Genomic DNA, 13,928 nt, shown 5'->3' with positions numbered 1-13,928 from the left:
TGATTTTGCAAAAACAATGAATTTCAGTCAAAATTTTATAGGAATATAGCCTGCCTGGCGAGAAATAGATAGTAACTACTAAAGGGAGAGGATGCCATGCGGGAGTGTTTTACTGCGTTTGATTTTGAGACAGCCAATTCCCAGAGCCACAGTGCCTGTCAGTTGGGGGTGGCTGTAGTGGAGAACGGGCGGCTGGTACGGGAGAAGTCCTGGCTGATTAAACCACCCGAAAAATTTTTTACCTTTACTTATTTGCATGGCATTAACTATGCCATGGTGAAAGAGCAGCCGTCTTTTGGCGAACTTTGGCCGGAGATCAGAGAGTATTTTACCGGCCAGATTATTGCCGCCCATAATGCCGATTTTGATATTGGCGTGCTGTCGGCAACACTGGCTCACTATGGTTTGTTTATGCCGGCTTTTTATGTGATTGATTCCCTGGCGGTGGCGCGAAGAGCCTGGCCTAAGCTTACCAATCACAAGCTGTCAACAGTTGCTGCTCACCTCCAGGTAGCGCTTACCCATCATGACGCCGCCAGTGACGCGAAAGCCTGTGCGGAAATTGTCCTCCGGGCAGGACAGCAGCATGTGGAAATTAAGCGGGTTGTTAGCAGGCTGGTACCGGAGAGTATGGATTTGTTTGGTGGCAGCTATTAATGGAAAGAATGGATGTTGACTATGTGAGATTAGGTTGGTAATGTTTTGGAGGAACGTGTAATGCGAGAACTCGATTTAATTAATCAGAAAGTCCGCAGATTGCTGAAGTAACCTGCTGTGTTCTCTAAGCAGTTTTCATAAAACTATCGGAACTTTATAAGATTGCTCGAATGCTTTTGCCGCTTGTTATAAAAGATTTCAATATATTTGCAGCTACTTCTAAAGGAATAGCGAAGTGGCGTGCTTCTTACCGACAAGCGACGCTGGCGGCTGCAAAATGGAAGGAACCATTTTTTTTCGTTTTCATGCCGGATGGTTCGTGGGCGGTGCCAATTATTATGCCAGGGGCACACCCCTTACGAAGTATTATCTGTGTCAAGTGCTGATGTGGAAACCTGGTAGGTTTTTATTTAAAGCAAATTGATACCAAGAAGAAAATGTAGCAGCAAATCAGGAAGGATTGCAGGATCGGAAAAAGCTCAAAGTATCGGCCTTAAATGACTATGGTGCCTACTTAAAAAAAGAACGGAGCTTTCTCAGGGATATTCGCCTGGGGGACAAAACACGAGCCGAAACAAATTTGAATAGTTTGCTAACCTATCTATTCACTAAAACAGTCGGCGATAAAACAGAGATAAGAGTCCGGGTCATTGAGTTGGCAACATTAGTTTCACGTGCCGCTGTTGAGGGCGGAGCTGACGCGGAACATGTAATGGCCATGTTAAAGGAGTTTAATAAAGAAGTCGAAAAATTTGAACAGGTAGAACAATTTTTTTGCAGAATTCAAACATTAGTTGTTGAATTCTTAGGTGACAGCCTGTCCATGGCTGACAAAAAGCATCTCAGTCTGGTCAACGATGCCAAGCGGTTTATTGTGGAAAACCACCCCAAGCCAATCAAGATTGAAGATGTGGCTGCACATTTGTTTATCAGTGCTTCGCACTTATCGCGCCTCTTTCAGCGGGAACTGAATTGTACGGTTAACGATTATATCACCCGCGTCCGGGTTGAGCGGGCCGTTGAATTAATGAAACAGCCTGAACTTAATGTTGAGCAGGTTTCCAAAGCTATAGGGTTTCAAAACCAAAGTTACTTTGCCAAATTCTTTCGAAGATATATTGGCGTGACTCCGTTGGCTTACCGCAATAGTTTATTTTAACTGGGGTGAGTAATAGTGATTTACGAGGAAATCATCAAGAGCATTGACGAGGGTGAAGCAGACAGGGTTGTGGAGCCTAGCAAACATGCGCTAATGCAAGGCTATCCGCCTATACAGGTTTTGCAAAAAGGGCTCATGGCCGGCATGGATAAAGTGGCCGACAAATTTCGCGAACAGCGTGTTATGGTTCCTGAAGTCTTAATGTCCACCAGGGCAATACATGCAGGCTTATTGGTATTGGCGCCTTATCTAAAATCAAAGAGAATCAATAATAGAAAAGGTGTAATTGTAATTGGCACGGTAGCAGGCGATTTACATGATATAGGAAAAAACTTAGTTAAGATGATGGTAATGAGCACAGGTGTGAAAATTATTGATTTAGGAATAAATGTTTCAACAAGAAAGTTTATCAACGCTGTTCAAAAAGAAAAGCCGGATATTTTGATGATGGCGTCGTTATTAACAACTACCATGCCGGCGATGAAAGTAGTTATTGAGGAACTGAGTGAAGGGGATTAAGGCAAGGCGTCAAAATTGCAGTAGGCGGGGCACCGGTGGACGAACCTTTTGCTAAAGAAATTGGAGCAGATTACTACTTTGAAAGCGCCAAAGATGTAACCGATTTTCTGGAAAAAAACCTGGAAAAGATTATTAATCGCAAGGGCAGGGGTGGGGGGTGATTTTGCTGCGTTTGATTTTGAGACAGCCAATTCCGAGAGACACAGTGGCTGCTGACCTCTGGGTAGCACTTACTCATCATGACGTTGCCTGTGACGTGAAAGTTTGCTAGGATTTAGTGATGTTTTAGGTTAGGAACAGTTAAAAGGGTCTTAACTCCAGGTAGGAGTTGAGACCCTTTTTTGACAAATCCAGATGATGTACAGTGGGCAGTAGCAATTGCTATGTTTCAAAAAGTGATTATACAATACATCCAATGTATAGGTTGTGCATTTTGCTCAAATCAACGGCAAATTAATAATTTCAATACTTCAAAAGTATTTGGTTTTTTTTTAGTATATCATATTAATGTATTGAATGAAATGAATTACTTGTAAAGTTAAAAATAGCTGTAACTTATAAAAGAAACGGAGCCGGTTCCTAGGTAGGATAATTTTAAAAAACAGAGGAAAATACTTATTGACAAATTTTGTAAGATGAATTATTCTTAAACCAAGAGTAAACTTTACTTGAATTAATAACGCCTACAGAGGCGGGAGTTTGAGTCAATGATTAAATGAAATCTCATAATATTTTGCTTTTGATTTAACATTGAGGGTGATTTAATGACGAATTTTGAAATTTTGTATTTATTGATTGCTCTGGCGACGTTGGGTGTCTTAATAGTTAAAAAATAATTAGTGTAGATTTGAGGGAGAATAATTACGTTGTGCCTGCTTGATTACGCCGGGGTAGAATTCTGACCGGGGACAGCGAGTAGCAGATTATGTGCCGGGAGGTACTAGGAAGGTGAGACCTGATTTGGTTACTAAAATGAAAACTGTGTAAGGGTTATCGGCAATTTGTGAGTTAAGCCCTTTTTTTGTGCAGGTGGGGTTCTGTTGTTTGATATCTAATCTAAAAAAGTGAAAAGTTCTTTGGAACCGATCAATAGAGCAAATCTTAGAGCAGGACGGCAACGAACACATTAGATCCGTTTGTTCCAACGATGATTTTGCCCAATACACTTGAAGTACCATAAGTTGCATGGTATCTTTATAGGAAAGATATACTATTTATTTTTGGAGGGATTCTAATGACCAAGAAGATAGCTGTGGCTGGCAAAGGCGGTGTTGGTAAAACGACCTTTACCGCTTTGTTAATTAGAGAATTGATGAAGCAGGAAAAAGGTATTGTCTTAGCCGTAGATGCTGATCCAAACTCTAATTTAAATGAGGCTTTGGGAATTGATATAGATGATTCTATATCCAATATTCTGGAAGAAGTAAGACTGGGAGATGATATTCCGACTGGGATGGGCAAGGATTCATTTACCGAATATCGGTTAAGTCAAGTTATCAAAGAAGGGAAAGGCGTGGATCTTATTCAAATGGGTCTGCCCCAACAAAACGGTTGTTATTGTTATCCCAATAATTTGATGCGGATGTACCTGGAACAGTTACAAAAAAATTATGAATACGTTATTATTGATAATGAAGCCGGTATGGAGCATTTAAGCCGGCGGATTGTGGCAGATATTGATATGCTTTTTATCATCAGTGATACTTCGGTTCGCAGTATTCGTTCGGCGGCAAAAGTATTTGAGCTGATCAAGGTGTTAAAGATTTCAATACCCGAAGTTTACTTAATTATTACCAAGACAAATGAAGTAGGAATTGACGGACTGAAAGAGGAAATTGCGAAAACTGGTTTAGATTTAATCGGTACTATTCCTTATGATGTACAAGCTGTTACTTTTGATTTTGAAGGGAAGCCGTTGATTGATTTACCGGACGACTCACTTTCTGTAATGGCAGTTAAAGCCATTGTGGAAAAAGCAGGTGTTTAATACAGAATGTAAGTTACTACTGACCGTAATAGTGAATGCGTAATGGTTTGCGGCCATTTATAAGGTAGGAACAGGCAAAAGGGGCTTAACTCTGTTGGGAGTTGAGCCCCCTTTTGCGTGCGCAGGTGCGGTTTTGTTTACTAATATCGAACCTAAAGAGTGAGCTTATCAGAGTATTAATAGAAATGAGGCTGAAGAGTAAAGCCGGTTTCGGTAAAAAGATCCCTTGGAATTGAGTAGCAGAAAATGAAATCACTTATAATTTGATTTTTCCAGGCAGGGCTTTATCGATAAGGTAGCGAAACCCTTATAAACAGTGGTTTGGCGGGGTTTTTACAATTAAGACAGAATTTAGCTTGGTTAGCTTGGAAAAATACTGGGATAAACCTTGTAGATGCTAGGTTTCTGAGGAATTGCTGTTTTGAAAAACGCAGTGTTTATCTTGGGGCAACGAACACATTAGATGTATTGAAATCCTGTCCACTGCCGCCTGATGTTGAAACCGATGCACGGGCAACGAACACATTAGATGTATTGAAATCTGTCCGAAAATGCTTCCATACTCATGGACGAGGTGGGCAACGAACACATTAGATGTATTGAAATTGACCATATCCTTCGATAATGTCATTAAGTTCAAGGGCAACGAACACATTAGATGTATTGAAATTTAAAGACCTATCCGGCAGAACTACCTTTTACGATGGGCAACGAACACATTAGATGTATTGAAATTTTAATACTGGTACAACAAACTATATTGGACCAGTGGGCAACGAACACATTAGATGTATTGAAATTTATTATATCAGGTTATCAAAGAACAATCTATATAAGGGCAACGAACACATTAGATGTATTGAAATACCTTTAGATATACTTATACAAGGTTACTATGTAGGGCAACGAACACATTAGATGTATTGAAATTTATAAGTCAAGCAGTACCAGCAGCAATCCGCGAGGGGCAACGAACACATTAGATGTATTGAAATTAATTCAACCAGGAGAAACTTGTGCCGTAGGCACTGGGGGCAACGAACACATTAGATGTATTGAAATAGTTTGATTTTACCTTTGCTTTCGTAGATTCCATATGGGCAACGAACACATTAGATGTATTGAAATATTCTCCAGTCTCCAGAGAATTCGCTGAATTCTACGGGCAACGAACACATTAGATGTATTGAAATGCTGGTTTCAAGAGTGACACCATATTCCCTTGCTGGGCAACGAACACATTAGATGTATTGAAATTCTTTCTCCGGCAATCTCTCCGACACCGGCACCCACGGGCAACGAACACATTAGATGTATTGAAATTAGACCTTTATAAACCGCGCCATATCTTGCCCCGGGGGGGCAACGAACACATTAGATGTATTGAAATAACTAAGAATGGCATCGGTTATCGTACAGTAACAGGGGCAACGAACACATTAGATGTATTGAAATACATTATATAAATAATGCTGTGCATTCGTTATCTCGGGCAACGAACACATTAGATGTATTGAAATACAGAGTAGCCAGAATAGTCTCTTTGGTGGTCAAGGGGCAACGAACACATTAGATGTATTGAAATTGAAGAAGTCGAAAGTTACCTCCAACAGTATTCCGGGCAACGAACACATTAGATGTATTGAAATGAGCTTACCATGCATGGACTTAAGAAGCAGTCCAAGGGCAACGAACACATTAGATGTATTGAAATAAGAGCTTATCTAAGTTTAGCCCATAGAGTTCTCCGGGCAACGAACACATTAGATGTATTGAAATTGGGTGCCTCCAAAGCATCCCACAGCCAATACACCGGGGCAACGAACACATTAGATGTATTGAAATACTGGATTTCATCTGGGTTATCTGTAGTCAAAGCTTCGGGCAACGAACACATTAGATGTATTGAAATCCGGTTCCGGTGAGGCAAGCAATGCCCTAATGTCGCGGGCAACGAACACATTAGATGTATTGAAATTGGCATAGGTCTGGTATGTTCCACGAATTATAGTTGGGCAACGAACACATTAGATGTATTGAAATATTTACCGGATTGGTTGTTAAGGTAAAAGGCGACTTGGGCAACGAACACATTAGATGTATGAAACCGCCATGTAACATGATATATCATATTCTGTTATATTTCCGGGTTCAGCCGAAAAATAGTCAGGAGTTCGTTAACGGCATGTTTGGGATAATTGCCGTAATTGTACAACCTTATTTGAATAGTAAAGAGGGTAGAACCGGAATGGAAAAACAGGGCTTAACTCTAGGGAGTTAAGCCTCTTTTATTTGCTAAAAGTTCCTAACAAACTCGATAAATTTGCAGGATTTTCCTAATTATCCTGGAATATATTGTATATATTGTTAAAATGTAATGCTTTTACCGAGTTTTCGACAAAAAGAAGAGGTGATACATTGCTTTACCATGAGCTGATCGTCACAATACACTTGCAAACGGACTTGCCTGCGACCAAAGGTTACGAATACTTATCAAGAGTAATATCTAGTGCCATGCTGAATGATACCGAACTTAAGGAATTGCACGGTAAGCGGGCTCTAAAAGGGTATTCGTTCTGCAACTTATATCCCCGGGAGGCCGATAAGGTGTATAAGCAGGGGCGGGTCTATCTTTTTCACATTCGTGCTTTTGAGTTGGACTTGCTATTAAAATTGAAATATCTTTTGCCGCAGCTTAGAGCAGGCATTATTGCCACAGAAATCAGGAACTTTGCCTATCGCCCGATTGTCCGGCTGAAAAGTCTCACGCCGGTAGTTGCAACCGTTGATAACCGGTCGTGGACCCAGAATAACGGGTTGAAGCTGTTAATGGAGCGAATCCAGGTGAATGCCCTCAAAAAATACCGGGCGTTTATTGGGGAAATGGACGAGCCGCCGGAGAACTTCATTGAGAGTATCCAGCTTATTAATGACAAACCGATTAAGATACCCTATAAGGCCAATTCATTCCTGGGGCATAAGCTCATTATCGGGGTGAAAAGTGACCTGGTATCGCAGCAACTGGCCTTTGCAGCCATTGGGGCCGGACTGTTGGAGAAGAATGCTATTGGTTTGGGATATTGTGTCTATGAATAAAAGGCGGTGAAGGTATGATTCTTGATTTGCTGGCGGTTTATCGCAACAATGCCGATGGTGACAGGCTGGTTATTGATAATTATCAGCTTAAAGAGGGGTTGTACTTTAAGCTGTATGGCAGCCAGCAGGAGCCTGAGGTATTGAGGATTGAGAAAAAAATGGCTTACAGTGATGAACGGTGGGAGTTTCTTAGGACAGCCGACTTTTACAGCCAATTGGTGGATATGAATAAGCCGGTTGATCCGAAAAAGCAGATTCACAGCAACAATATGTATGCCGTAGCGTTCAAAGCGGCGGGCTTGACGGGAGGCGCGAAAGCCGTCGCAACCTTCCGCGACAGCGTTGTCCGGTATTATCAGACCTTGCGTTCGCCGAAAAAGGAAGATGCCGCGATGCTGGCTGATTACCTATTGCCGCCGCCGGATGTACAGGTGATTGAAAGCAATCAGGACTATGTGCTCAGTCTGATTGACTACCTGCAGCAACAGATTGCTGAACATAACCTCAAGGACACGACATATGTTAAATTGTATTTTGCCGTCCCTTTGCCGGACTATATCAGAGAAAGCAAACGGTATCTGATTCCGAAGATTTTTAATAAAAATGATTATAATGTGACGGTGGAAGGAACCACTTACGGTTTGTCCAACAGCAACATGGGCATGAATGCCAAAAAGCCGTTCCTGGAGCATAAAACAACAGCCTTCAGGGCACCTTTCCGGGTCGGTGTGGATGATGCGCTGGCAACCAGGAATATGTTTATTTGGCTGGACGGGCAGCAGGATGAGGCAGGCAAACCAATAACGGACGGCTATCTGCCTATTGGCTCGTCCAGGGTGTTTGCGCTGGTTAAGACCGGTGAAAAACGTCAGGATGCCCATTACCTGCATTTAGCAAAGGGTATGCAGCCAGTGATTGATGAGTACGACTTTTTGCCAGGCTTGACTCAGGAGATAATGCCGGTATTAAAATTGGAAAATTTTTTACGGCTGGAGAATTTTGAGCCGGCCAATATTCATAACCGGGCGCAGTTGGAACTTTTGGTGGATGACTTGCTTTTCAACAAAAATTTGATCAGGAATTATTTCAATCCAGCCCCTAAGCCCAGCGACTGGCTGTCGGCTTTTCAGGTAAACTTGCTGCTGCGCTACCGGGAAGCGCTGCGCAACTATTTTCGCAAGGGTGAGCAAAAGGATTTTGCCGCTTGCGTTGACGGGTTATCGCAAAGCATGCTGAAAGAAATGCTGCACCGGGAGTCCTATTCCCGGCTGGAGGATACCAAGGTTGCCAAAGCGCTGAACTTGCGGTTGTCGCTATTAAAATATTTTAACATAAAGGAGAAGGCAGATATGGGTGACCGGTTGAAAAGTCTAGCAGAGGGTCTTAAAGAAAAGTTAATTACCGATAAGACCGATTCGCTTGTGACTTGTGAAAGTGATCAGGAATTTTATTATTATGCCGGACAATTGGTCCGTTATCTGGTAGCGCAAAGTCAGGCGCAGAATCCGACCTATGCCATGATTGATCATATCACAGATGCCCGGGATGTTAACAAATTCAAACAGGAGATACTGCGGCTGGAGAAAAAATATACACATGCCTTACACTTAAAAAATACTCGTTACAACAAGCTGCTGGCGGCGGTTATGGGATATGGCTGCGTAACCGACAAGGTAACAGGCTTTGATCTCTTCCTGGCCGGTGTTGCTTCGCCCAATATAATTTACTTTATGGAAAAAGAGGAGGGTAAGTAATGAACATGACTAACCGCGTCTATGGTGTTGTCGCCATCCGCAGCATTATGGCCAACTGGAATGCCGACTTCAGCGCCAGGCCGAAAACTATTTCTAATGGCACTATTTTTGGCAGTGACAAAGCCTTTAAGTACCCGATTAAAAGAATGTGGCAGGCCGCCGGGGAAAAGGTGCTGGCCATCAAGTCATACAAAATTGAGGCAAAAAATAATGGAGAAGAAGCAGGCAAACTGCAGCCGCGGGATTTGCAGGAGCGTTATGAGCAAATCTTCAATACGGTTATTAATGAGAAGACCCCTTCCCGCGAGGTGTTGAAAAATCTGTTTTCCGCCATTGATGTTATGAATTTCGGTGTTACTTTTGCCGAGAAAAAACAGAATATCAGCATTACCGGGGCAGTACAAATCGGTCAGGGTTTTAACAAATATGAGGACACGCAGATCGAAAGCCAGGACATCCTCTCGCCGTATCGCAATTCCAGTGACAAGAAAGAGTCGGCTACGGCTTCAACCTTAGGCAGCAAAATTGTAACCGATGAGGCTCATTATTTTTATGCCTTTGCCATCAATCCGGGCAACTATCTGGAATATCTGGATTTAGGCATTGATGGGTTTACTGGTTATACCCGGGAGGCTTTTGACAAATTCAAAAAAGGCTGCCTGATGGCAGCGACAGCCTTTCATACCAATAGTAAGAGCGGCAGCGAAAATGAGTTTGCCCTGTTTGTACATTGTGCAGAAAGCAGCGAATTGTATTTGCCTAATTTGGACAGGTATGTTGATTTCAGCAAGCAAAATGGTCGCAATACCATTACGCTGACAAAGCTGGCAGAGCTGCTTAAGGGGCATGAGCAAGCCATTGACAGGGTGGAAGTATATTATAATCCTCTGGACACCGATGTGGAATTAGGCGGCCTGGCTTGTACAACCTACGATTTATGTGGCCGGGTTATCGCCGGTAATCGCTGAATGGCTGCGAGGCGCATATGATGAACATCCAAGCTGCCAAATTTCGTTTGTCGGGCGAGGCCGCCTGTTTTCGCAAACCGGATGTTAATGAGCAGGTATACTTTACCTATAATAATATTCACAGGGTTGCTCTGCTAGGCTTGCTGGGAGCCATCCTGGGTTTACGGGGGTATCGTAATAACCGCTTGTTTGATGAGGAGCAGCCAGGCTTTCCGGAATTTTATGAAAAGCTGGCAGGCATCAGGCTGGCATTGATACCTGAAGCTGAACGGGGTTATTTTACCAAAAAGGTGCAGTATTTCAATAATAGTGTCGGTTATGCTTCCAAAGAGCTTGGCGGCAATTTGCAAGTCTTTGAGCAATGGCTGGAAAAACCGGCCTGGACGGTATATCTTACCAGGGGAACGGTGGCGCCGGTTCTGTGGGACAAGCTGATTGCCTATTTAACCGGGCAAAAGTGTGTCTATATCCCTTATCTGGGAAAAAATGATTTTCCGGCTGTTATTGAGCAGGCGACGGTTTGTGAACTGGCTGCACCGGTCCCGCGCGGACCATTATTCATTAACTCCCTGTTTCCCGGTGCGTTGGAGGACATTGACGATACGGAAACCCAGGAAGACCAGCAGGCATACATATTTTCTGAGCGGGCTCCGGTAGCGCTGCAGCCAAAGCATAATTTTTATATATTTCAGCAGATACTCTTCACCAATTACCTGGTAGAGAGAGCAAACGGTGAGTTATGGCAGGACGGTACCAGAGTACTATGCTTTTTTTAGCAGAGGGCGGATTGATTCCGCCCTGTTTGTTTACGCGGGGTAATTCATGTAAGCCTGAGTCTGTAACCGGGGGAGGACGTTTATATGAGCATTATCGAAACATTTCTGCAGGATCCCCGCTACTGGGCCCATACAGACAAGGACAAAGCGCCGGAATCCCTGGCCGCCCATAGCCAGTTATGCCTGCACTATTATGAGCTGTATTGCCGGAAAAAAGGTCTGGACAGTATTGTCAAACGCGTTATTGCTCATTGCGGCTGTGATGAACGGGAAACATCGGCCATCTATCAATTTTTTGTTGATGCCGTTTATCAGCACGATATTGGCAAAATCAATCCGTCTTATCAGCGCAACGTCTTAAAAAACCCTGCCTTTCCCGGCACATACGACAGCCGCAACCATGCCGCCTTATCTGCTTATATTTATCTGTGTGAGCACCTGGATGCAATTGATAAACCTGACAGGAAAAAGTTTTCCTACTTTTTGTTTGCTTTTAGCTATTGTATCGCCCGTCATCATGGCGGTCTCAAAGATATTGGGGATTTTAAGGATAAACTGCAGGATTGTCTGGAGAAAGGCAGCTGGTATGAGCGGGAGCTTAACCTGGAGAAGAACAGCATTTTTACGGCTGACCGGGGCTATGACCAGCTAAAGAAGGTGGTTGCCGGCGAAACGGCTTTTTATATCTTGAATAAGCTGTTGTTCAGTGTGATTACCGCCTGTGATTACTGTGCCACGGCGGAGTATATGCAGGGGGCGGCCGTGGATATTTGCACTATTGATAATTTGGAGGAGCTTAAGCAGAAATATTACGGTGGCAAGCTTTATGCCGGTATCCGGCAGTATCAGCAGGACCCTGGTGTTTTTGCCGGGTCAATCAACGAGCAGCGCTGCCGGATTTTTTTAGAAGCTGAGGAGAACCTGCGCCGGCAGCCGGAAGCTTGCCTGTATTATCTGGAAGCTCCCACCGGGTCGGGAAAAACCAATATGTCGGTTAATTTGTTTTTAACCCTGCTTGACCAGCAGCGGCAGTTATCCAATGTATTTTATATTTTTCCGTTTAACACCCTGGTTGAGCAGACGGCTGATGTGCTGGAAGAGTATTTTGCCTACGGCAAAGAAATCGCTGTTGTTAATTCGCTTACACCCATTTATGTGGAACAGCCTGCCGGTGGCCGGGGGCGGTCTGGTACCGGGGAAGCGGATGAGGACTGTGATTATGAGCGAGCGGCGCTCAACAAGATTTTTAATAATTACCCGATTGTTGTCACTTCGCATGTCAACTTCTTCAACGCGTTGTTTAGCACAGGGAAGGAACCGTGTTTTCCCCTGCTTAAATTATGTAACAGTGTGGTGATTATTGATGAGATTCAGAGCTATCGCAACGCTATCTGGCGGCAGATTATTCTGTTTTTGCTGCAATATGCCAGTTTGCTCAACATCAAAATCATCATAATGTCGGCTACGTTGCCGAAGCTGGACTTATTGCTGGATGAACATCCGTATGCGATTGCCGACCTGATTACGGACCCGCAGCTATACTATCAAAACCGGTTTTTCCGGGACAGGGTGGAATTAGACTTTTCCTTGCTGGCCCATAAGAAGATTGAGTTGGCTGTGCTGAAGGCTAAGGTGTTGGAACATAAGGGACAGAAGGTATTGGTGGAGTTTATTAATAAAAACACGGCCCGGGAATTTTTCAATATGTTGTATCAGGAACCGGATGTGTATTGTGTGGAGCTGACAGGTGACGATAATTCCTGCAACCGCAAAAAGGTAATTAAGGAGATAAAAAGCAAAACAAGCATTATTGTGGTAGCCACTCAGGTGATTGAGGCCGGTGTGGATATTGATATGGATGTTGGCTTCAAGGATATCTCACTGCCTGACGCTGAAGAGCAGTTTCTGGGGCGGATTAACCGTTCCTGCCTGCGGCGGGGTAAAGCCTATTTCTTTAATTATGATGATGCGAAGAAAATCTATGGCGATGATGAACGGCTCAATTATCCGGTAAGCAATCCGCAAATAGCGGAATTGTTGCAGCAGAAAGATTTTAAGGCTATTTATGAGCGGATTTTACAGGATGTAAAGAGAGTAAGTGATGCCAGAACTGCCCGGAATATCCATTATACCTACGCCAAGTGTCTGGAACTAAAGTATCGGCAAATCGAGCAGGATATGCGTCTGATTTCCCCGACCTATCAGATTTTCCTGGCCTATGACCTGATAGAAGGGGATTTGGTTATTTCCGGGCGGGCTGTCTGGCAGCGCTACAAAGAGCTTTGCCAGTCTAAGACAATGGGCTATGGGCGCCGGAAGGTGGAATTGTCCCAACTGGCTGAACAGATGTCGTATTTTACCTACAGTGTATATAGTGATAAGCAGCAGGCCCTGGGGTGTGACGAAGAGTTCGGCGGCTATTATTACATAGAAAATGGTGAACAGTTTATTGAGGACGGTAAGTTTAACCGCAAAGCCTTTATGAAGCAGGGGAAAGGATTGTTTTTATGATGCTAACCGGTACGCTTGTTAATTATTATATCCACTGTCCCCGCCAGTGCTGGCTGTTTTATCATAAGCTGAATATGGAAGATAACTCGGAGGATGTGCGGATTGGCCGGGTGCTGCATGCGCTTACTGCGGCGAAAGACGGGGAATTGGCGATTGACAATATCAAACTGGACAAAATTACTGATGAGTATGTGGTGGAGCTAAAAAAATCGGATGCCGATCTGCCGGCAGCTATGGCCCAAATCCAGTTCTATCTGATGCGGTTGGCTGAAAAGGGCATTAGTCGTAAAGGGCGGCTGGAGGTATGGGAAAAGAACAAGCAAGACAGGAAGGTACATTATACTGAACTTAATGAGGCGTTGATTGAACAGCTTACCAGACAATATGCCGAAATCGAGGAATTTTTGCAGACACCGGTTCCACCTGCACCCAAGTCAATGGCCAGGTGTAAGCGGTGTGCGTACTATGAATACTGCTATATCTGACCTATAGGGAGAGTGT

General features: G+C 43.6%; 11 protein-coding genes and 1 CRISPR repeat array. All 11 genes read left to right on the top strand.

The window, feature by feature from the left end; genetic code table 11:
• The first annotated feature begins 96 nt into the window (after positions 1-96).
• The 11 genes from SPSPH_RS18530 to SPSPH_RS18480 all read left to right on the top strand — a co-directional run bounded on the left by SPSPH_RS18530 (position 97) and on the right by SPSPH_RS18480 (position 13,912).
• The gene (locus tag SPSPH_RS18530) at positions 97-657 is read left to right on the top strand and encodes a 3'-5' exonuclease (RefSeq protein ID WP_075757923.1); all 561 of its coding nucleotides are present in this window, start codon (positions 97-99) and stop codon (positions 655-657) included.
• Between the two features lie 460 nt (positions 658-1,117).
• Complete coding sequence (locus tag SPSPH_RS18525; protein WP_075757922.1) at positions 1,118-1,816, top strand: helix-turn-helix transcriptional regulator; 699 nt, start codon at positions 1,118-1,120, stop codon at positions 1,814-1,816.
• Between the two features lie 15 nt (positions 1,817-1,831).
• The gene (locus SPSPH_RS18520) at positions 1,832-2,335 is read left to right on the top strand and encodes a cobalamin-dependent protein (protein WP_198931050.1); all 504 of its coding nucleotides are present in this window, start codon (positions 1,832-1,834) and stop codon (positions 2,333-2,335) included.
• Positions 2,336-2,370: 35 nt separating this feature from the next.
• Entirely contained in the window at positions 2,371-2,496 is a 126-nt protein-coding gene (locus SPSPH_RS18515) for a hypothetical protein (protein ID WP_269147960.1), read from the top strand.
• 1,073 nt (positions 2,497-3,569) lie between these two features.
• The gene (locus SPSPH_RS18510; RefSeq protein WP_075757920.1) at positions 3,570-4,322 is read left to right on the top strand and encodes an AAA family ATPase; all 753 of its coding nucleotides are present in this window, start codon (positions 3,570-3,572) and stop codon (positions 4,320-4,322) included.
• 445 nt (positions 4,323-4,767) lie between these two features.
• Positions 4,768-6,431: a CRISPR direct-repeat array (repeat unit 30 nt; unit sequence GGGCAACGAACACATTAGATGTATTGAAAT).
• Positions 6,432-6,740: 309 nt separating this feature from the next.
• Positions 6,741-7,418, top strand: a complete 678-nt coding sequence (locus SPSPH_RS18505; protein ID WP_143559038.1) for a CRISPR-associated protein Cas6 — start codon at positions 6,741-6,743, stop codon at positions 7,416-7,418.
• Positions 7,419-7,432: 14 nt separating this feature from the next.
• Positions 7,433-9,172, top strand: coding sequence for a hypothetical protein (locus tag SPSPH_RS18500; RefSeq protein ID WP_075757919.1), 1,740 nt, complete (start codon positions 7,433-7,435; stop codon positions 9,170-9,172).
• Positions 9,172-10,140, top strand: coding sequence for a type I CRISPR-associated protein Cas7 (locus SPSPH_RS18495; protein ID WP_075757918.1), 969 nt, complete (start codon positions 9,172-9,174; stop codon positions 10,138-10,140). The genes SPSPH_RS18500 and SPSPH_RS18495 overlap by 1 nt, the downstream gene beginning before the upstream one ends.
• 17 nt (positions 10,141-10,157) lie before the next feature.
• On the top strand, positions 10,158-10,916 hold the full coding sequence (gene cas5b / locus SPSPH_RS18490; RefSeq protein ID WP_109298227.1) for a type I-B CRISPR-associated protein Cas5b: 759 nt from the start codon (positions 10,158-10,160) through the stop codon (positions 10,914-10,916).
• A gap of 84 nt (positions 10,917-11,000) precedes the next feature.
• A complete protein-coding gene (locus tag SPSPH_RS18485) occupies positions 11,001-13,427 on the top strand; it encodes a CRISPR-associated helicase/endonuclease Cas3 (protein ID WP_075757917.1) in 2,427 nt (808 codons plus the stop codon).
• Complete coding sequence (locus tag SPSPH_RS18480) at positions 13,424-13,912, top strand: CRISPR-associated protein Cas4 (protein WP_075757916.1); 489 nt, start codon at positions 13,424-13,426, stop codon at positions 13,910-13,912. The genes SPSPH_RS18485 and SPSPH_RS18480 overlap by 4 nt, the downstream gene beginning before the upstream one ends.
• The last annotated feature ends 16 nt before the right edge of the window (positions 13,913-13,928 follow it).

Source organism: Sporomusa sphaeroides DSM 2875, from assembly GCF_001941975.2.
GTDB lineage: Bacteria > Bacillota > Negativicutes > Sporomusales > Sporomusaceae > Sporomusa > Sporomusa sphaeroides.
Note: the sequence above shows the minus strand (reverse complement) of the source record. Positions and strands in the feature narration are given on the sequence as shown.

Excerpts from the sequence above, each read along its gene's own strand:
- SPSPH_RS18530 (WP_075757923.1), top strand. The coding sequence starts at position 97 with ATGCGGGAGTGTTTTACTGCGTTTGATTTTGAGACAGCCAATTCCCAG.
- SPSPH_RS18510 (WP_075757920.1), top strand. The coding sequence starts at position 3,570 with ATGACCAAGAAGATAGCTGTGGCTGGCAAAGGCGGTGTTGGTAAAACG.
- SPSPH_RS18500 (WP_075757919.1), top strand. The coding sequence starts at position 7,433 with ATGATTCTTGATTTGCTGGCGGTTTATCGCAACAATGCCGATGGTGAC.
- SPSPH_RS18495 (WP_075757918.1), top strand. The coding sequence starts at position 9,172 with ATGAACATGACTAACCGCGTCTATGGTGTTGTCGCCATCCGCAGCATT.
- cas5b (WP_109298227.1), top strand. The coding sequence starts at position 10,158 with ATGATGAACATCCAAGCTGCCAAATTTCGTTTGTCGGGCGAGGCCGCC.
- SPSPH_RS18485 (WP_075757917.1), top strand. The coding sequence starts at position 11,001 with ATGAGCATTATCGAAACATTTCTGCAGGATCCCCGCTACTGGGCCCAT.
- SPSPH_RS18480 (WP_075757916.1), top strand. The coding sequence starts at position 13,424 with ATGATGCTAACCGGTACGCTTGTTAATTATTATATCCACTGTCCCCGC.